This is a genomic window from Paraburkholderia phenazinium (assembly GCF_900100735.1).
Taxonomy (GTDB): domain Bacteria; phylum Pseudomonadota; class Gammaproteobacteria; order Burkholderiales; family Burkholderiaceae; genus Paraburkholderia; species Paraburkholderia phenazinia.
In genome coordinates this window covers 381,763-398,993 of sequence record NZ_FNCJ01000004.1, presented here as the reverse complement: position 1 = coordinate 398,993, position 17,231 = coordinate 381,763, and the positions used below count along the sequence as shown (strand labels likewise).

At 62.4% G+C, this 17,231-nt stretch carries 20 protein-coding genes and 3 tRNA genes; 12 read left to right on the top strand and 11 right to left on the bottom strand.

Features of this window, described 5'->3' with window-relative positions; all coding sequences use genetic code 11:
- Positions 1 to 143 precede the first annotated feature (143 nt).
- From BLQ92_RS12190 to BLQ92_RS12170, 5 genes are all read left to right on the top strand, one after another.
- Positions 144 to 758, top strand: a complete 615-nt coding sequence (locus tag BLQ92_RS12190; protein ID WP_090684671.1) for an HAD family hydrolase — start codon at positions 144 to 146, stop codon at positions 756 to 758.
- 18 nt (positions 759 to 776) lie between these two features.
- Entirely contained in the window at positions 777 to 1,145 is a 369-nt protein-coding gene (locus BLQ92_RS12185) for a nuclear transport factor 2 family protein (protein WP_090684669.1), read from the top strand.
- 159 nt (positions 1,146 to 1,304) lie between these two features.
- Positions 1,305 to 1,514 carry a hypothetical protein gene (locus BLQ92_RS12180; RefSeq protein ID WP_090684667.1) on the top strand — a complete coding sequence of 70 codons (210 nt, stop codon included), beginning with the start codon at positions 1,305 to 1,307 and terminating at the stop codon, positions 1,512 to 1,514.
- A gap of 204 nt (positions 1,515 to 1,718) precedes the next feature.
- Complete coding sequence (locus BLQ92_RS12175) at positions 1,719 to 2,090, top strand: hypothetical protein (RefSeq protein WP_090684665.1); 372 nt, start codon at positions 1,719 to 1,721, stop codon at positions 2,088 to 2,090.
- A gap of 26 nt (positions 2,091 to 2,116) precedes the next feature.
- On the top strand, positions 2,117 to 2,638 hold the full coding sequence (locus BLQ92_RS12170) for a hypothetical protein (protein WP_090684662.1): 522 nt from the start codon (positions 2,117 to 2,119) through the stop codon (positions 2,636 to 2,638).
- A 297-nt stretch (positions 2,639 to 2,935) separates the two neighbouring features.
- Here BLQ92_RS12170 and BLQ92_RS39955 read toward each other — a convergent pair whose 3' ends face one another.
- A complete protein-coding gene (locus BLQ92_RS39955; RefSeq protein WP_175772269.1) occupies positions 2,936 to 3,106 on the bottom strand; it encodes a hypothetical protein in 171 nt (56 codons plus the stop codon).
- A 320-nt stretch (positions 3,107 to 3,426) separates the two neighbouring features.
- Between BLQ92_RS39955 and BLQ92_RS12165 the strand changes: the two genes are divergently transcribed.
- Positions 3,427 to 3,657, top strand: coding sequence for a hypothetical protein (locus BLQ92_RS12165; protein WP_090684659.1), 231 nt, complete (start codon positions 3,427 to 3,429; stop codon positions 3,655 to 3,657).
- Positions 3,658 to 3,792: 135 nt separating this feature from the next.
- On the opposite strand, the gene BLQ92_RS12160 is transcribed toward BLQ92_RS12165, so the two are convergent.
- The 7 genes from BLQ92_RS12160 to rph all read right to left on the bottom strand — a co-directional run bounded on the left by BLQ92_RS12160 (position 3,793) and on the right by rph (position 9,159).
- Positions 3,793 to 5,208, bottom strand: coding sequence for an MFS transporter (locus BLQ92_RS12160; protein WP_090684656.1), 1,416 nt, complete (start codon positions 5,206 to 5,208; stop codon positions 3,793 to 3,795).
- A 1-nt stretch (position 5,209) separates the two neighbouring features.
- Positions 5,210 to 5,641 carry a nuclear transport factor 2 family protein gene (locus BLQ92_RS12155; RefSeq protein ID WP_090684653.1) on the bottom strand — a complete coding sequence of 144 codons (432 nt, stop codon included), beginning with the start codon at positions 5,639 to 5,641 and terminating at the stop codon, positions 5,210 to 5,212.
- A gap of 145 nt (positions 5,642 to 5,786) precedes the next feature.
- Positions 5,787 to 6,236, bottom strand: coding sequence for a hypothetical protein (locus BLQ92_RS12150; RefSeq protein ID WP_090684650.1), 450 nt, complete (start codon positions 6,234 to 6,236; stop codon positions 5,787 to 5,789).
- 140 nt (positions 6,237 to 6,376) lie between these two features.
- Positions 6,377 to 6,466, bottom strand: a tRNA-Ser gene (locus BLQ92_RS12145).
- 68 nt (positions 6,467 to 6,534) lie between these two features.
- Entirely contained in the window at positions 6,535 to 7,752 is a 1,218-nt protein-coding gene (hemW, locus tag BLQ92_RS12140; RefSeq protein WP_090684863.1) for a radical SAM family heme chaperone HemW, read from the bottom strand.
- 5 nt (positions 7,753 to 7,757) lie between these two features.
- Complete coding sequence (gene rdgB, locus BLQ92_RS12135; protein ID WP_244106191.1) at positions 7,758 to 8,348, bottom strand: RdgB/HAM1 family non-canonical purine NTP pyrophosphatase; 591 nt, start codon at positions 8,346 to 8,348, stop codon at positions 7,758 to 7,760.
- A gap of 70 nt (positions 8,349 to 8,418) precedes the next feature.
- Positions 8,419 to 9,159: a ribonuclease PH gene (rph, locus tag BLQ92_RS12130; RefSeq protein WP_090684645.1), complete on the bottom strand. Its 741-nt coding sequence runs from the start codon at positions 9,157 to 9,159 to the stop codon at positions 8,419 to 8,421.
- A 304-nt stretch (positions 9,160 to 9,463) separates the two neighbouring features.
- On the opposite strand from rph, the gene BLQ92_RS12125 reads away from it, so the two are divergent.
- The 5 genes from BLQ92_RS12125 to BLQ92_RS12105 all read left to right on the top strand — a co-directional run bounded on the left by BLQ92_RS12125 (position 9,464) and on the right by BLQ92_RS12105 (position 14,393).
- Complete coding sequence (locus BLQ92_RS12125) at positions 9,464 to 10,387, top strand: YicC/YloC family endoribonuclease (RefSeq protein ID WP_090684862.1); 924 nt, start codon at positions 9,464 to 9,466, stop codon at positions 10,385 to 10,387.
- Positions 10,388 to 10,418: 31 nt separating this feature from the next.
- The gene (gmk, locus tag BLQ92_RS12120; RefSeq protein WP_090684642.1) at positions 10,419 to 11,099 is read left to right on the top strand and encodes a guanylate kinase; all 681 of its coding nucleotides are present in this window, start codon (positions 10,419 to 10,421) and stop codon (positions 11,097 to 11,099) included.
- Positions 11,100 to 11,159: 60 nt separating this feature from the next.
- Positions 11,160 to 11,363 (top strand): DNA-directed RNA polymerase subunit omega, encoded by a 204-nt coding sequence (gene rpoZ, locus BLQ92_RS12115; protein ID WP_006025620.1) that lies wholly within the window; start codon positions 11,160 to 11,162, stop codon positions 11,361 to 11,363.
- Between the two features lie 79 nt (positions 11,364 to 11,442).
- Positions 11,443 to 13,815, top strand: coding sequence for a RelA/SpoT family protein (locus BLQ92_RS12110; RefSeq protein WP_090684640.1), 2,373 nt, complete (start codon positions 11,443 to 11,445; stop codon positions 13,813 to 13,815).
- A gap of 89 nt (positions 13,816 to 13,904) precedes the next feature.
- A complete protein-coding gene (locus BLQ92_RS12105) occupies positions 13,905 to 14,393 on the top strand; it encodes a phage protein NinX family protein (protein WP_090684638.1) in 489 nt (162 codons plus the stop codon).
- Between the two features lie 132 nt (positions 14,394 to 14,525).
- On the opposite strand, the gene BLQ92_RS12100 is transcribed toward BLQ92_RS12105, so the two are convergent.
- Together BLQ92_RS12100 and BLQ92_RS12095 are read right to left on the bottom strand one after the other, a co-directional pair.
- A tRNA-Arg gene (locus BLQ92_RS12100) sits at positions 14,526 to 14,602 on the bottom strand.
- 72 nt (positions 14,603 to 14,674) lie between these two features.
- A tRNA-Arg gene (locus BLQ92_RS12095) sits at positions 14,675 to 14,751 on the bottom strand.
- A 119-nt stretch (positions 14,752 to 14,870) separates the two neighbouring features.
- Between BLQ92_RS12095 and greB the strand changes: the two genes are divergently transcribed.
- Positions 14,871 to 15,440, top strand: coding sequence for a transcription elongation factor GreB (gene greB / locus BLQ92_RS12090; protein WP_090684636.1), 570 nt, complete (start codon positions 14,871 to 14,873; stop codon positions 15,438 to 15,440).
- A gap of 196 nt (positions 15,441 to 15,636) precedes the next feature.
- Here greB and BLQ92_RS12085 read toward each other — a convergent pair whose 3' ends face one another.
- Complete coding sequence (locus tag BLQ92_RS12085) at positions 15,637 to 16,773, bottom strand: porin (protein ID WP_090684634.1); 1,137 nt, start codon at positions 16,771 to 16,773, stop codon at positions 15,637 to 15,639.
- Between the last annotated feature and the right edge of the window lie 458 nt (positions 16,774 to 17,231).

The following is a 17,231-nucleotide window of genomic DNA, read 5'->3' as shown; positions in this document are numbered from 1 at the left end:
CCGCCGCCGGACAACGACTGAACGGCACACGTCCGCTTCCGCCATCCTGGCTGCTATTGACCGGCGTGGATGGTCACGCCCTGCCGTCTCTGTCAGAATCGCGAGGAGCATCGACTTGTGCGATCCACCCTTCGAACGACGCCATGACTGCCCCCGTCTCACTCGTGCTGTTCGACCTTGACGACGTGCTGTGCCGCTACGATCGTTCGGCGCGTATCGCCCATATCGCGGCGGTGGTTGGCCGCGACGCGCAGACGGTCCGCCAGGCCATCTGGGACTCGGGTCTCGAAGGGCGTGCCGACGCAGGCCTGGTTGGCGACGCCGACTATCTCGACGAACTCGGCGTGCTGCTCGGCTATCCGCTCACGCTCAACGACTGGCTCGACGCGCGGCGCGCGGCCATGACCCCGGATGCCGAAGTGATTGCCCTCGCCAGGGCGGTGGCGGGCCGCCATCGGGTCGCCGTGCTCACCAACAACTGCCGCCTGCTGGCCGATTACATCCATTACCTATGCCCCCCGGTTGCCGAAGTATTTGGCGCGCAGGTGTATGCCTCGGCGTCTTTCGGTGTTGCCAAGCCTTCGCCCGAACTGTACCGGCGTTGTGTCTCACACCTCGGTACGGCGCCCGACAAGACCTTCTTTATCGACGACGTCGAGGCGAATGTCGCGGGCGCGCTCGAGGCCGGATTGCATGGTTACCGGTTCGTCGGCACGGAAGCGCTCGCGAGCGAACTGGCTTACTATCGCTTGCTTTAACTTTCTCCCGAATCCCTCATGCCACTTTCGCCTGAAGCTGTCGTGCAGCGTCAACTGGACGCCTATAACGCGCGCGACCTCGACGCGCTGATCGCCACCTATGCCGACGATGCCCAGTTGTTCGAGCATCCCGCTACCTTGCTTGCCAGTGGCCAGGCCGCGGTGCGCGAACGGATGGCCGTGCGTCTGCAGGAGCCGAACCTGCACGCCAGGCTGCTCAACCGCATGGTGATGGGCAACCGGGTGGTGGATCACGAACAGGTGACCCGGACCTTTCCCGAGGGCCCCGGCCAGATCGACATGCTGATGATTTACGAAGTGGAGGCGCAGCGTATCGCACGCGCATGGGTGCTGGCCGGAAGCCGCACGCTGGATCAGGCCGGCTAGGCATGCCCGGCGCCGTTGGCGCGAAAGCTGGCCCCTTTCGCGCTTGCAGCCCATGAAAATGTAACCGCGTAACCGCGCGAAACAAGACCGTAGCCAAAGGATTGGCGCTAATCACTAGTATCTCGACATCGCCCATGCATCGACCAACGGAGGTGTCAGATGTTGAGCCATCACGAACTCGCGACGCTTATGTTGCTCCGGGACACCGGACGGCATCTGGAAGAACGCGATCCTGACGTTCTCGCGTTGCGCCGCTATGAACTGGTGGAAGTGCGCTCGCACGACCGGCAGGGCTTGACCGTCCAATTGACTCGGCGCGGCCGCGAATTGCTGCAGCGCCTCCATCTGGACGGCGGCCGGCTCCAATAACTACGCCCGACGCGTTTGGCAGCCGGCTCACCCGCTCGTCCCTGCTGCCATTCGTGACTGAAATATTTCGGTGTAACGGGCAGAAAAAATCTTGTGCTCTTAAGTAATTGTATTGCGGCTTAGAGTGGCATAGCGTTCAGTAGTACTGTGGGACACCATGTAGGTGCCACTTTTAGATGCCGATTTACGTCGTGGAGAATAGTTGTGAAAAGGGTGAAGATTTTGCTCGGCTTGTCCGCCGCCGCGATGGTTTGTGCGAGCGGCATGGCGCATGCAGCACATGTTGGGGTGTACATCGGGGGCGGGGGTTACTACTACCCGTGGGGCCCGGTGCCCTATTACTACCCGTATCCGCCGGCTGTGGCCGTGCCGGTGCCGGTTCCAGCGCAGCAACAGGAGTACGTGGAGCAAGGCCAGCCTGATGCGGCCCCGGCTCCGGCGCAGGCGGCCGGGCAACAGGGTGGCGGCACCTGGTACTACTGCGACGACTCGAGAACCTACTACCCGTATGTGAAGTCGTGCTCGTCGGGCTGGCGCCCCGTGCCGGCGCAGCAGTCGCAGTCGCCTTCAAACTAGAATCGCGTTACCGCAAAGAGAAGGAAATGAAATATTCAAGGTTTGCTCTTATCGCATCATTGAGCTTTCTCGGCGCCTGCTCGGTCATGCCGGCCGGTCCTAGCGTGATGGCGCTGCCCGGCACCGGTAAAACCTTCGATCAGTTTCGCGCTGACGATAACTCGTGCCGCCAGTTTGCGTTCCAGCAGGTGGGTGGGGTTTCGACCAACCAGGCGGCGACCGCCAGCGCGCTGGGTAGCGCGGCTGTGGGCACGGCGCTGGGTGCGGCGGCTGGCGCGGCGTTCAACGGCGGTAGCGGCGCTGCCGTTGGTGCAGGTGCTGGCCTGCTGGCTGGCAGCGTGTTCGGTGCCGGGGCCGCGCAAAGTTCAGCGTACGACGTTCAACGCCGCTACGACTATGCCTACCTGCAATGTATGTATGCATCCGGCGACCGGATTCCGGTGCAGGGCCGCATGCGCACCATGCAGTCCTCCGGTGGTGGCGGTTATGTGACTGCGCCGCCGCCGCCCCCGGGTTCGCCGCCTCCACCGCCGCCCGGCGCGTATTGAGCGTCGCGAGCTTGGCTTCACCTGTACGCGGCTGCCGTTTCCGACGGCAGCCGCGTTGCTTTTGGGCGCGGCTTATGGGGCGACAGAGATCCCCCGCGTGTAATTGAACGAAACATTGCTGCAACCCCAGAGCGTTCGAATCGCTCTACACTGCAATTGCCTCTCCCAAAGGAGGCATCGGTGGAAGGTCTTTATTTGCCCGCTTCGCGCGGGCATTCTTTTGTGCGGTTTAAGCCTCTCCACCGGCGTGCTTTAGCCGCATCGCGCCCCGCCTCATGCGCAACGATGCGCGTGCGCTTAACGGTGCCAACCACCGCCCCATCCGCCGCCAAACCCAACTCCCACATTCACCGCGGGGGCTGCATAGTAGCCATAGGCTGGGTAAGGCGCGTAGCCGTACGGCGTCGGTGCGACAACGCAGCCACCAAGGCTGGCGGCAAGTGCGATCAAGGCAAGAATTTTTAGCATGATGGATTGTCCTCCTGTTCTATAGGTTGGAGACGGGTAGGGCCGAGTGCGTTCGCCCCGTCGTGTGACCGTGCATTACGCATCGAATCACGCCTATCCGCTCTGCAGCCCGGCTGCACTGTGTGCACCGCGACAATGGGGGCGAGCCCTATTTACAGATGCTTACGTTCACCGTATGTCTGACGAATGCAGCCGTTCGAACGCACGCGCCTCTTCGAGCGGCGAAGACGTAGCGGAAAATCCCAGGTGTTGCGCGCGCGCTACCTTGCAACACACACAGCGTTGCTATGATGGAGACACTGTTCCTCGGAGCGGCAATCATGGCGATCAGAGATTTGACCAAAAGCGAGCGGCAGCACGCCGCCATCGCCGAAGCACGCAAGCTGGCCGATAGCGGCGCGTATCACGATTACACCGATATCGAATACGTCTTGCGTTTCGACCAGGGACTGTCCGATGTGTCGGCCTTGCTCGACAGTCAGGCGATGCACCGCGATTTGAATCGCCGTTGCGCAGATGCGCGAGAGAAGCAGGTGGTTTTCGCTGCGTGAACTCGCCGGCGCAGGTTCGGCGCGGCGCTAGTAAAAAGGCCCGCCGGGTCGGGGCGGGCCAAGCTGAGATTCACACAACAACCTCATGGGGAATGAGGCTACCCCAGTGTAGACGGGTGTGATGCATATTGGATTTCAGCCAATATTACAGCTATTACCGTTCGTGACGAGATGCGCAGGAGCGCTCGCTGCGCCGAAATCGCGTGCGGCCCTCCACCAGACGAGCGCGGCGACCAGTGCCACCGCGGCAGCGGTTTCGAGTGCGATGTGCATGGCCGTTTCGAAGGGGTGGACGGCGCTCATGAAGCCGCCAAAGATCGCCACACCCAACGCGGCGCCTGTCTGGCGGGCGGAATTGAGCACCGCCGCCGCGACGCCGCCACGTTGTTTCTCGACCGTACCCATTGCCGGTGAAGTCGCCGTCGGCGAGACGAAGCCCGACGCCAGCCCAATCGCGAGCATCGGCGCCACAGCCATCCAATACGGTACATGTGGCGTCGCCGCCAGCATGCCGAGCGAACCCGCCGCGTAAAACACGAACGCCGCGCACATCGAGAGACGGGAGCCGTAACGCTTCGCGAGACGATGCGAGGCGAGCCCGCCGATGGCGACCATCGCCGTCATCGGCAGAAACGCTAGGCCTGTTTCGAGCGCTGAAAAGCCGCGGATGGTCTGATAGCTGATGCTGAACGTAAACAGCAGCCCATAAAATACAAACGCGGACGCCATCGAAACGGCAGTCGAAGCCGAAAACAGCGGACTCCTGAAGAACGAGAGCGGCAGCATCGGATCGTAGCGGCGTTTCTCGATACCCAGGAAAAGCGCCCACGCAGTAACGCACAGCACCATGCCAAAGATGATCGGCGTCGAGCGCCAACCGATTTTCGGGCCTTCGATCAGCACCGCTATCAGCGTGCCAAGCGCGAAAATCGCAGCAACTTGGCCTGCGAGGTCGAAATGACGGCGCGGCGCCGGGCCGTCACGACCGATCGAGCGCGTTAGCCAAACGCCGATCAGCGCGATCGGGACATTGACAGCGAAGATGCTGCGCCAGCCGAACGCGTGGATCAGGATGCCGCCCACGAGCGGCCCGGAAGCCATCGCGATGCCGCCGCAGCCCATCCACACGCCGACCGCCGCGGCTCGCCGGGCCGGGTCGGGAAAGGCGCGATTGATCAGGGCCAGCGAGCACGGCACCAGCATCGCGCTGCCCACACCTTGCAGGGCGCGCGCGCTGGCGAGCGTCGCGAGGTTCGGCGCCATGCCGCATAGAGCCGATGCCAGCGCAAACAGCGCGAGGCCGGCAAGGTAGACATTCTTCGCGCCGAGCCGGTCGCCTAGCGTGCCGCCGCTCAGCAGCAGACTCGCGAAGCTCAGCGTGTAGGCGTTGACGACCCACTGCAAGCCCGTGACATTGCTGCGCAGCGTGGTGCCGATCTGTTCGAGCGCAACGTTGACGATCGATGCGTCGAGCAGAACGATCGTGTAGCTGATGCTGGTTGCGGCCAGCACCCGGCGCGCCATGGCCGAGTTATTTGTGAGCTGGGTCATATCAGGAGCGCTGCGTCGCGAGGCTGGCGGCAAGCGATCTGAAGCCGACCCAGCCCCAGTAGACCCGATGATGAACGATCAGGCCGCTGGCGATATCCATCATCTCAACGAGATCCACCTGGTTGCCCTCCGGCGTCTGCCGTGGATATTCCCAGGTGAGTTGCTTGCCGTTGGCGAAGAAAGTGCCGGTGCGGTACCAGCGGCCCAGATCATTCGGCGGGGCGCGCAGGCCGGCCGCGAAGAAGGGGGTGATTTCGGCCTTGCCGTGCAGAATGCCGTTCTGCCGGTCAGGCAAGGTGGCGAGGATCAGCGGGCTTTCGAGGATTGCTTCTTCGTCGTACAGCGCTATCAGTCCCGCTAGATCGCGCCGCACGACGCTCTCGTGCCACTGGTCGTAGATGTAGCGAATCTCGGCTTGCGTCGCCTCGGTCATGATCGGCTTCCGTCGTCGTGGTAGGACTTCGAGTCTAGGGTGTCCCCTGACGGAATGTTTCGATGCGTGCCGAACGATGCGGACGCCTCCGCGCCTTTAGTTTCGTGTCATGTCGTGCCCTGGCTATGTTTCCTGGCGACGTGTCTTAGTGGATGACCATCGCATTCGACTGCACGTTGCCCACACCCGAGACGATATTCACACCGACATTGCCGCTCACATGCGCCAGAGCGCCCGCACCGAGCGTCGCCGTACTGCGGCCGCTGACCGAGCCCGTGGCGTGGGCGTCCTGCAGCGTATTGACGTCTGCGGCCGGCGAGCTGACCAGCGCGACCTGATTGGCTTGCGCGTTCAGTGCGCCCGCCGCGACATTCACGCCGACGTTGCCGCTAGCGCCGCGAAGCACTTCCGACCCGACCGACGCCGTCGACATCGCGGCTGTGCCCGTGCCGCTGGTCTGTTGGACAGTCGTAAGCTTGGTGCCGCCAAACAGGGCAGCAGCATCCGGGTCCGTGGATGCCAACGCGTTGACAAGGGCCGGCGCCGCACCGATGGCGAGGGAGAACAGCAGGGTGATCAAGTGGCGAAGTTTCATGTCTGGCTCCCAGACGAGTTCCGACAAGACTCGTAACTGTGGTATCGGCTGGGCTAAGCGAAAATTGAGTCGGGGAAGTACGTAGACGTGACGCGTTGCGCGAGACGTGTGGTGCGCTTAGAGCAGCACTGTGCAGGGGGTGGCGGAGGCGGTGAGATTCGAACTCACGGAAGGATTGCTCCTTCGCCGGTTTTCAAGACCGGTGCCTTAAACCGCTCGGCCACACCTCCAAGCCCGAAATTGTAACCTGAAATTGCCCCGTCACGGCAAGTCCGCGTGACGCTCCACGCGGAATCGCTTACTGCGGGTCTTTCAGGAATAGCGCCTGCAGATCGTTGAGGAAGGCTTGCCCGAGCGGCGTTGGTGCAATCTTCTCGTGATCGCGCACGATCAGGCCGCGTTGTTCCGCTTCCTGCAAGGCCGGTTCGATGGACGTCATCGACAGGCCCGTACGCTCGATGAAGCGATGCACGGGAAACCCTTCCACCAGTCGCAACGCGTTCAACATGAACTCGAACGGCAGATCGCGCGAGCCGACTTCATGCTCTTCGTGCACCGGCGCCCCCGCTTTCGCCTGCTCGATGAAGGTGGTCGGATGCTTGTAGCGCATCTGTCGCAGGATCCGATTCGGAAACGACAGCTTCGTGTGCGCGCCAGCGCCGATGCCGAGGTAGTCGCCAAAGCGCCAGTAGTTGAGATTGTGCTGGCTTTGCCGATGCGGCTGCGCGTACGCCGACACTTCATAGCGTCCATAGCCGGCCGCCGCGGTGCGCGCGTGAATCCAGTCCTGCATATCGGCGGACGCATCGTCGTCCGGCAGTGCCGGCGGGAATTTCGCAAACAGCGTGTTCGGCTCGAGCGTCAGGTGATACAGCGACAGATGCGGTGGTGCGAACGACAAGGCCGTTTCGATATCCGCCTCGCACTCCGCGAGGGTCTGCTGCGGCAGGCCGAACATCAGGTCGAGATTGAAGTTCTCGAAGGTGGTGGCGGCCACTTCCACCGCATGGCGCGCCTGCGCCGAGTCGTGGATGCGGCCGAGCGCCTTCAGATGCGCCTCGTTGAAACTCTGGATGCCCACCGACAGCCGGTTCACGCCGCTTGCCCGAAATTGCGCGAACTTGTCCGCTTCGAACGTGCCGGGGTTCGCTTCCAGGGTGATTTCAGCGTCCGCGTCGAGCGGCAGGAGCGCGCGCACGTCCGACAGCAGCCGGTCGAGCCCCGCTGCCGACAGCAGGCTAGGGGTGCCGCCGCCGATAAACACGGTATGCACCTGACGGCCCCAGACGAGCGGCAAGGCGAGTTCGAGGTCGGTGCGCAAGGCGTCGAGATACTCGTTCTCGGGGAATGCATCGCCTTTCCACTCGTGCGAGTTGAAATCGCAGTAGGGGCATTTGCGCACGCACCACGGAAAGTGCACGTACAGCGCCAGCGGCGGCAGCGAGGTGAGATGGATGCTGCCCGGCGCGGTGAACGCCTGGATCACCCCGGCGCCGCTTTGGCCGACGGGTTTAATGGGAATCACGCTTCCTCCTTCAGACGCGCCAGCAGTTGCCGCAACGCCATTGCCCGATGGCTGCTGGTGTTTTTCACGGCCGGATCGAGTTCGGCCGCCGTTGCGTTCAGTTCGGGCAGGAAGAAGTGCGGGTCGTAGCCAAAGCCATGTGCACCGCGCGGCGCGTCGATGATCTCGCCGCGCCAGCGGCCTTCCGCGATCAGCGGCTCGGGGTCTTCGGCATGGCGCACGAGCGCCAGCACGCAGAAGTAATACGCGTGCCGGTCGGCTTCACCCTGCAGTTGCTCGACGAGGCGGGCATTGTTGGCGGCGTCGCTCTTCGGACCGCCCGCAAGCTGCGCATAGCGCGCCGAGTAGACCCCGGGTGCGCCGCGCAGCGCGCGCACGCAGAGTCCGGAATCGTCGGCCAGTGCCGGCAAGCCGGTAAGCCTGGCCGCATGGCGCGCCTTCGTCAGCGCGTTTTCGACAAAGGTCGGATATGGCTCTTCCGCTTCGGGCACGTTGAGCGTGCCTTGCGGAATCAGTTCGATGCCGGCCGCGCCCAGCAATGCCGCGAACTCGCGCAGCTTGCCCGCGTTGTTCGAGGCCAGCACCACCTTGCCGAGCGGCGCTGGCGTAGCGTTCGCCGCTACCGTTGCCGCAGCCGCGCCGCCGGCGTTTTGACGATCATTCACCCTTCAACCCCAGCGCTTCTTTCTGTTTCGCCACCAGCGTGCTGATGCCGTCGCGCGCGAGATCGAGCAGCGAGTTCATTTCGTCGCGCGAGAACGGCGTACCTTCAGCCGTGCCCTGGATTTCGACGAAACCGCCTGCGCCCGTCATCACGACGTTCATGTCGGTGTCGCACTTCGAGTCTTCGTCGTAGTCCAGATCGAGCACCGGCAGGCCGTTGTACACGCCGACCGAGATCGCCGCGACGAAGTCCGTAATCGGCGAGGTTTCGATTTTGCCGCTCGCGAGCAGCTTCGAGACCGCGTCATGGGCCGCGACGAAGGCGCCGGTGATGCTGGCCGTGCGGGTGCCGCCATCGGCCTGGATCACGTCGCAATCGAGATTCAGGGTGCGCTGGCCGAGCTTCTCGAGATCGAACACCGAGCGCAGGGCCCGGCCGATCAGCCGCTGGATTTCCTGGGTTCGGCCGGTCTGCTTGCCGCGTGCGGCTTCGCGGTCGTTGCGGGTGTTGGTGGCGCGCGGCAGCATGCCGTACTCGGCCGTGAGCCAACCCTGGCCGCGATCGCGCAGGAACCCGGGCACCGTTTCCGCAATGCTCGCCGTGCAGATCACCTTGGTGTCGCCAAACTCGACCAGCACCGAGCCCTCCGCGTGCTTCGTATAGTGGCGCGTGATGCGCACATCGCGCAGCTGGTCGGCGCGGCGGCCGCTGGGGCGTTTCGTTGTGTTGTTCATCGTTCGGGGTCTGGTGGGGAGAAGGGAAGGCGGGAGGGAAACGTCGATTTTACCGCTGATCGTGCGGGGCGGCTTAACCGTAGCCCTGAGCGAGCCCTCGCGCGCGAGCGGGGCATGACACGTAGTGCGGCCCGGCGTCTTGCCTGCTCCGGCACGCGCCGAGGGGAGGCAAAGCCGCGTACGGCGGGGCGCTCCGCCAAAAATGGGATAATGCCGGTTCCCCGCCCCGCGTCTCGTACACGCCGGGCGATTCGACTCTTCAGGCCATCCCCTCAGCGGCATGGTCTCTATCGCGAGACAAATGATGATCTACAGCATGACTGGTTATGCGAGCGCCACGCGCGAACTCGCGGCGACCTCAGGCAATGGCGGCGTGAGCGTGTCGGTCGAACTGCGCACGGTGAATTCACGCTTCCTCGATCTGAACTTCCGCATGCCCGAAGACGTGCGCGTCTGCGAGCCGACGCTGCGCGAAATGCTGATGAACAAGCTCTCGCGCGGCAAGGTAGATATTCGTATCAACCTGCAGCGCAGCGAACAGTCGGCCAACGCCGGCGCGATCAATCACGATGCGCTGTCGCAACTCGCGCTGCTCGAGCGCGCGGTGCTGAGCGCATTCCCGGAAGCGGGCCGCCTGCGCACCGGCGAAATCCTGCGCTGGCCGGGTGTGCTGGCCGAAAGCGGTGTCGCGGCAGAAGCGCTGCGCGACGCGGTGCTGGCATGTGGCAAGCAGGCGATTACCGATCTGATCGACGTGCGCGCTCGCGAAGGCGCACAACTGGCGACGATGCTGCTCGCCAACGTCACCGAGATGGAAACGATCGTCACCAGAATCACGCCGCTGGTGCCGGAGCTGATCACCAAACATCAACAGAAGATCGTCGAGCGGCTTCAGGAGGCGCTCGGCATCGCCGCGCCGGATACGGTGACGACGAGCATTTCGCGCGAGGAAATCGCCGAACGTATCCGTCAGGAAGTGACGATGTACGGCATCCGCATCGACATCACCGAAGAGCTGTCGCGCCTCACCGCCCACCTGAACGAAACGCGTCACGTGATCGAGAAGGGTGGCAAGGTCGGCAAGCGCCTCGACTTCATGATGCAGGAACTCAATCGCGAAGCGAACACGCTCGGCTCGAAGGCCGCCGCGAAGGAACTGGCCGATTCGTCGATGACCCTGAAGCTGCTCATCGAACAGATGCGCGAGCAGGTACAGAATCTGGAGTAATCCTCGAGCCCACTTTCGGATAACGATTGCAATGACCGACCACACACGCGAAAGCAGCGCACCGCGCAACCCCTACGCCGGCGCTTATCCCGGCAACCTGTTCATGGTGGTCGCGCCTTCGGGCGCGGGTAAATCGACACTCGTCAACGCGCTGCTTGCGCGCGACGAAGCGATCCGCCTGTCGATCTCCTACACGACGCGTCCGCCGCGTCCCAAGGAGAAGGACGGCGAGCATTACCACTTCACGAGCGTCGACGATTTTCTGAAGCGCCACGCCGAGGGCGAGTTCCTCGAAAGCGCGGAAGTGCATGGCAACTACTATGCGACTTCGCGTCTGTGGATCGAAGAGCAGATGAAAAGCGGCCATGACGTGCTGCTCGAAATCGACTGGCAGGGCGCGCAACAGGTGAAAAAGCAGTTTCGCAATGCCGTCGAAATCTTCATCTTGCCGCCCTCGCTCGAAGCGCTCGAAGAGCGTTTGAAGAAGCGCGGCCAGGATGAGCCGAACGTGATCACGCGCCGCCTGCTTGCAGCCGGTAGCGAGATCGCGCACTCGGCTGAAGCGGAGTACGTGGTGATCAACGAGAACTTCGACCGCGCACTGGCGGAGCTGCAGTGCCTCGTTGCCTCGACGCGCCTGCGCTTCGCCTCCCAATACGCACGCCACACGGACCTTTTTGTGCAGCTCGGCATCCACCTCCCGCACGCGTGATCGCGGCGAGGTATCGAGCACATAAGGTAGAATAAGCAACATACTGAGAAGGAACCCAACATGGCCCGCATTACCGTCGAAGACTGTCTCAAACAGATCCCGAATCGTTTCGAACTGGCGCTTGCCGCAACTTATCGCGCACGCCAGCTCGCACAAGGCCACACGCCGAAGATTGAAAGCCGCGACAAGCCCACCGTGGTTGCGCTGCGCGAAATCGCGGCTGGCCAGGTCGGCGTCGAAATGCTGAAGAAGGTACCGGTCTAAGGTACGCTTCAGTCGTTCTCGATAGCCATGTAATCACACACGCGTGCAGACCGGCGTCCAACCTGATACGGAGGCGAACATGAGCACCAATCCCTCGCCCCCCGTCACGGAAGCGGAACACGAAGCCCACGAAGGCGACTCACCGGCTTCTGCACGCAAGTACATCGACGCGGTCCTCGAACAGTCGTTTCGCCATCTGTTCGGGCCGACCGCCACGCCGGAGCAGCCGCGCCGGCATGACGTCGTTTCGATCGCCAAGCTGACTACCGCACTGTCCGGCTATCTTTCGCCGGAAGAGATCAAGGAAGTCAAGGCGGCGTTCCACTTCAGCGACGAAGCCCACCTCGGGCAGTACCGCCAAAGCGGCGAGCCCTACATCACGCACCCGGTTGCCGTCGCAGAGATCTGCGCCAGCTGGAAGCTCGACGCCCAGTCGATCATGGCAGCGCTGCTGCATGACGTAATGGAAGACCAGGGCGTGACCAAGGCCGAACTCGCCGAGCGCTTCGGCGCCAAGGTCGCGGAACTGGTCGACGGCTTGTCCAAGCTGGACAAAATGGAGTTTCGCAATCGCGAGGAAGCGCAGGCGGAGAATTTCCGCAAGATGCTGCTCGCGATGGCGCGCGACGTGCGCGTGATTCTGGTGAAGCTCGCCGACCGTCTGCACAACATGCGCACCCTCGGTGCCGTGCCGCCGGAAAAGCGCCGCCGCGTTGCGCGCGAGACGCTGGATATCTACGCGCCGATCGCTCACCGCTTAGGTCTGAACAATACCTATCGCGAGCTGCAGGACCTCAGTTTCGCCAACTTCAACCCGCACCGTTATGCCACGCTCGAAAAAGCCGTCAAGGCGGCGCGCGGCAACCGGCGCGAAGTGGTCGGCAAGATTCTGGAGTCGGTGCAGCGCGCGATTGCCGATGCGAAGCTCGACGCCGAAGTCACTGGCCGCGAAAAGACCATCTTCAGCATCTACAAGAAGATGCGCGACAAGCAGTTGTCGTTTTCGCAGGTGCTCGATGTCTACGGGTTCCGCGTGGTCGTCGAGAGCGCACTGGAGTGCTACACCTGCATCGGCGCGCTGCATGCGCTCTATAAGCCGGTGCCAGGCAAGTTCAAGGACTACATCGCCATTCCGAAGGTGAACGGCTACCAGTCCTTGCACACCACGCTGGTGGGCCCGTTTGGCGCGCCGATCGAGTTCCAGGTGCGTACCCGCAAGATGCATGAGATCGCCGAAGCGGGCGTGGCGGCGCACTGGCTGTACAAGAACGGCGGCGCCGACCTGAACGACGTGCAGAAGCGCGCGCATCAGTGGCTCAAGTCGCTGCTCGATATCCAGAGCGAAGCGGGCGATTCGAGCGAATTCCTCGAACACGTGAAGATCGATCTGTTTCCGGATGCGGTCTACGTGTTCACGCCAAAGTCGAAGATCATGGCGCTGCCGCGCGGCGCCACTGCCCTCGACTTTGCGTATTCGATCCACAGCGACCTGGGCAACCAGTGCGTCGCGGTGAAGATCAACAACGAACTGCTGCCGCTGCGCACCGAGTTGAAGAGCGGCGATATCGTCGAAGTCATCACGGCGCCGTATTCGAAACCGAATCCGGCCTGGCTCGGCTTTGTGCGAAGCGGCAAGGCGCGTTCGGCCATTCGTCACTATCTGAAGACGATGCGCTTGAACGAGTCGGTGCAGCTGGGCGAGCGTCTCGTCGACCAGGCGCTCAAGGGCTACGGCCTCGCGCTCTCCGACGTGACGCCGGAAGTCTGGGAAAAACTCGTCCAGTGGACCGGCAACAAGAGCCGTCAGGAAATTTTCGCGGATATCGGTCTCGGCCGGCGCGTGGCGGCGGTGATGGCCAAGCGCATCGAGGTCCTGATGAGCGGCCGCGATGCCGATGACGACAGTCCGCGCTCCGAGTCGGGCCACACGTCGCATGCGCCGCCGGTGGTGATTACCGGTACCGAAGGGATGTCCGTGCAGCTATCGGCCTGCTGCCGGCCGATTCCGGGCGACGACATCATGGGTTACATCGGCATCGGCCTTGGTATGGCCATCCACACCACCGACTGCCGGGTCGCCCAGCGTATCCACAAGCGCGATCCGGGGCGCTGGATCGACGTGGCATGGGCGCCGCAGCCGGGACGTCTGTTCGACGTGGCGGTGAAGGTGCTCGTCAAGAATACCAAGGGCGTGTTCGCACGTGTGGCGGCGGATATCACCTCCGCTGACGCCAATATCGTCCACATCGCGATGGACGAAGACCTGTCCCAGGAATCCACCGTCTTGCGCTTCGTGATTCAGGTGAGCGACCGGGTGCATCTCGCGAATGTCATGCGCCGGGTTCGCACGAATCCGGACGTGATGCGCATCTCGCGCGAACGGCCGAGCGAGGAAGGCCATCACCGTCACGACGGCGGGATGCGTATCGACCGCGAACGGGCCGATTACTGAGCGTACTTCCTGGGCGGCAGGCAGAGTTCGGGCGCGAGCCTGACACTGCGGTGCGGTCCGGGTCTCACTCTCTTCTGAGGGGGAACGCAATGAACGTAGCTGACCTGACCGGCATGGCGCTCGACTATTGGGTCGCCCGCAGCCTGCACGACTTCGTGCGCGAAATCTACTTTACCGATAGCGGGGAAACCGTTGCGATACGCGGCGAGGATCGCGGCCGTCCGTGGGATGGACGCTTTACGCCTTCGAGCTCCTGGGAGGCTGCCGCGACCGTCTTGGAGCGTGCGCAGCGGCTCGAGGTGCGCGAGCAGGTGCACCGGCAGCAGGCGCATTGCATTGCCGACTTCGAGGGCGGCCACAAAACGGTGGAGGGGCGCGGCGACACGTTACGCGAAGCACTGCTGCGTGCGTTCGTGGCGAGCCGTTTCGGCGATACGGTGGATGAGGTGTTGCATCAATCCCAAGGGCTGGCCGGCCTGAGGGCGGCGCCGGTCAGCGAGCAGATGTGGGCGTTTCCAGCCGAAGAGAGTCCGAATCCGGATGGGGAAGTTGGGGATATCCAGTCGGAGCCCCGTTGAGGGCAGGCGGCTTCGGATGTACGACACCGAAGCGGTAGAGAGGCAAGGGCCGGCGGTGTGCTTGCCGCTTGTGTAGACGCTTTGTACGACGCCAAAGACAAAGGGCCTTCCGTGAGGAAGGCCCTTTATGGGTGGTGCGGCTGGCAGGATTCGAACCCACGACCCCTTGGTTCGTAGCCAAGTACTCTATCCAACTGAGCTACAGCCGCACGCTAAACGGGTACAACGATAATACCGGGTGAAACGGAAGGGCCTCCCCGGAGGGAGGCCACTCGAATAAGTGGTGCGGCTGGCAGGATTCGAACCCACGACCCCTTGGTTCGTAGCCAAGTACTCTATCCAACTGAGCTACAGCCGCACGCAGAAACGGGATTATAGCAAAGCTCCGAGAAAAGGGAAGCCTCAAACTGCGATTTGTCTCATAGTCGTGATCGTGTAACCTTGCTAGGCAGGGTTTGCTGCAGTCAATGGAAGATCATGAACAAGGCCTTTGTCAAAGAGTCGAGCGAAGAGAACGATGACGATCTCGACGCCGCGCAGCCCGCGATTCCCGCAGGCGCGAAAAACTACATCACCCCCGCAGGCTATCGCCGCTTGCGCGATGAGCTGCTGCATCTGATCGATGAGGAGCGGCCGGAGGTCGTCAAGCTGGTGTCGTGGGCGGCGTCGAATGGCGACCGGTCCGAAAACGGCGACTATATCTACGGGAAGCGGCGCCTGCGCGAAATCGACCGGCGCATCCGTTTTCTGACCAAACGCCTCGATCTGGCGGAGGTGGTCGATAGCAGCAAGCAGGAAAACGTCGATCAGGTGTTTTTTGGCGCGACGGTCGACTATGCGACCGAAGATGGCGAGGTGCACACGGTGACGATCGTCGGTGTCGACGAGGTCGATCTGGACCACGGGCGGGTCAGCTGGATCTCGCCTGTTGCGCGGGCGTTGGTGAAGGCCAGGATCGGCGACCAGGTGACGCTGCATACGCCCGCAGGGCCGCAGCCGATCGATGTGATCGACGTCAGGTATCCGCCGCCGGATACAGGGGGCTAGAGGGCGGCTAGGGCGGCTAAATGCGGCTCGTGTGCGGCTTGTGGGGGCGCTAATGGGCAGCCAGTGCTCGCCGCTGCTCAACACGTACCGAAGACGGACGCCCGGCCGTTCATGCCACCTCGGGGCGTAAAACCTCGGGACGAAAAAAAGGCGCCGCAAGCGGCGCCTTTCTCCACTGCATTTACTGCCAGATGCTTTAGAAGCGGTGACGCAGACCTGCCGTCACAGCGACTTGGTTGTTGGTCGCCGAATCTTCGCCAACACCGTTGATGACTGCGTCGACGCCCGAACCCTTGTTCACGCGCTGATACACGCCTTGCAGGTACACGTCCGTACGCTTCGACAGCGCGTAGGCGGTTTGCAGGTTGAACTGGTTCCACTTCGGACGGATGCCGTCGATCGAAGCTTGCGTGTACGTATACGCAGCTGCGAGGCTCAGTGCCGGCGTCAGCGAGTAACGGCCGTTCACTTCGAAGTTCTGGAAGTGACCGCTGCCGCCGCCCAGGCTCAAACCGTTTTCCGTGCCCGAGTTGCTAGCGCCGATACCGACAGCCTGGTTCAGGTTCGTTTGCGTGTACACAACGCCGACCACTGCCGGGCCGAATGCGTAGTTTGCGCCAGCGCCCCACGTTTGTTGACGGCCAGCCACGAACGTGTTGTCGCCCGAGACAGCGCCGCTAGCGTTCGCGACGCCGTTCACGTTGCTGTTCAGTTGCAGGTAAGCAGCTGCAACGTTCAAGCCACCGTACGTGTACGAACCGCCGACGCTGTATGCGCGGTTGTTCGCGAAGCTGCCCGCATCGTTCGAGAAGCCATACAGGGCGCCGAACTTGAAGCCGCCGTAGTTCGCGCTTGAGTACTTGATCGAGTTGTTGATACGGAACGAGTTGTCCAGGTTGTCGTTGTCATACGGGTGGGCGAACTGCGTGCCGCCGTAACCCGTGCCCGTCAGAGCCAGCGGGCCGACGTAGTCAACCATGCTGTCATATTGACGGCCGAGGGTCACCGAACCGAATTGGTCGCTTGCCAGACCGACGAAAGCTTGACGGCCGAATTCACGGCTGTTTTGCTTGAGCGTGCCGTTGTTGATGCCGAAGCCGTTTTCCAACGTGAAGATTGCCTTCAGACCGCCACCGAGGTCTTCCGAACCACGCAGGCCCCAACGGCTGCCGTTAACCGAGCCGCTGGTTTCTTGCCAGTTGGAGTGACCGCCCTGGTTGTTCGTGTAGGTGATGCCAGCATCGATCAGGCCGTACAGCGTGACGCTGCTTTGTGCGTGTGCTGCAGTAGCAAAAACGCCCGTCAGGGCCGCGACCATGAGTGTCTTTTTCATCTTTGTAACTCCGAGAACAGGATGGGCTTTGGAAACCCAGGCTTCAAGGAAACGTCACGCTTACGCTGCGAGAGGCGCGAAGACCTGCGTGAAAACGCGCGGTACATCCAGCGCGCTCGTTTCCGGACAGGCAGAGTGTAAGGAGATGGTCGCCCGGCGGGCATTCCGATTTGCGCAATAAAGTATTACTTGACGCGCAATTATTGGAGATATTGGCGAAAGCCTTACTGGGAAAGGCTTTGTGAGCATCAGTCGGGCAGGACAGGGCGGTGTCAACCGCGACGCGTTGTTCAATTGCTACATCAATCGATGTAAAAAAACAACGCGAAAAGAATGAAAAAATCGATTGTTGTTATAAACGCAATAGATGATTGCCGATTACGTCGCGAATCATCTGATGCTTCGGCTGTATACTGAGATTTCTGCTTTCCGAAGCAGACTTTTTCGTTGACGAAAAA

Bases quoted from the DNA above. Each gene is read 5' to 3' on its own strand.
- BLQ92_RS12190 (WP_090684671.1), top strand. From the start codon at position 144: ATGACTGCCCCCGTCTCACTCGTGCTGTTCGACCTTGACGACGTGCTG.
- BLQ92_RS12185 (WP_090684669.1), top strand. From the start codon at position 777: ATGCCACTTTCGCCTGAAGCTGTCGTGCAGCGTCAACTGGACGCCTAT.
- BLQ92_RS12180 (WP_090684667.1), top strand. From the start codon at position 1,305: ATGTTGAGCCATCACGAACTCGCGACGCTTATGTTGCTCCGGGACACC.
- BLQ92_RS12170 (WP_090684662.1), top strand. From the start codon at position 2,117: ATGAAATATTCAAGGTTTGCTCTTATCGCATCATTGAGCTTTCTCGGC.
- BLQ92_RS39955 (WP_175772269.1), bottom strand. From the start codon at position 3,106: ATGCTAAAAATTCTTGCCTTGATCGCACTTGCCGCCAGCCTTGGTGGC.
- BLQ92_RS12165 (WP_090684659.1), top strand. From the start codon at position 3,427: ATGGCGATCAGAGATTTGACCAAAAGCGAGCGGCAGCACGCCGCCATC.
- BLQ92_RS12160 (WP_090684656.1), bottom strand. From the start codon at position 5,208: ATGACCCAGCTCACAAATAACTCGGCCATGGCGCGCCGGGTGCTGGCC.
- BLQ92_RS12155 (WP_090684653.1), bottom strand. From the start codon at position 5,641: ATGACCGAGGCGACGCAAGCCGAGATTCGCTACATCTACGACCAGTGG.
- BLQ92_RS12150 (WP_090684650.1), bottom strand. From the start codon at position 6,236: ATGAAACTTCGCCACTTGATCACCCTGCTGTTCTCCCTCGCCATCGGT.
- rph (WP_090684645.1), bottom strand. From the start codon at position 9,159: ATGAACAACACAACGAAACGCCCCAGCGGCCGCCGCGCCGACCAGCTG.
- BLQ92_RS12125 (WP_090684862.1), top strand. From the start codon at position 9,464: ATGATCTACAGCATGACTGGTTATGCGAGCGCCACGCGCGAACTCGCG.
- gmk (WP_090684642.1), top strand. From the start codon at position 10,419: ATGACCGACCACACACGCGAAAGCAGCGCACCGCGCAACCCCTACGCC.
- rpoZ (WP_006025620.1), top strand. From the start codon at position 11,160: ATGGCCCGCATTACCGTCGAAGACTGTCTCAAACAGATCCCGAATCGT.
- BLQ92_RS12110 (WP_090684640.1), top strand. From the start codon at position 11,443: ATGAGCACCAATCCCTCGCCCCCCGTCACGGAAGCGGAACACGAAGCC.
- BLQ92_RS12105 (WP_090684638.1), top strand. From the start codon at position 13,905: ATGAACGTAGCTGACCTGACCGGCATGGCGCTCGACTATTGGGTCGCC.
- greB (WP_090684636.1), top strand. From the start codon at position 14,871: ATGAACAAGGCCTTTGTCAAAGAGTCGAGCGAAGAGAACGATGACGAT.
- BLQ92_RS12085 (WP_090684634.1), bottom strand. From the start codon at position 16,773: ATGAAAAAGACACTCATGGTCGCGGCCCTGACGGGCGTTTTTGCTACT.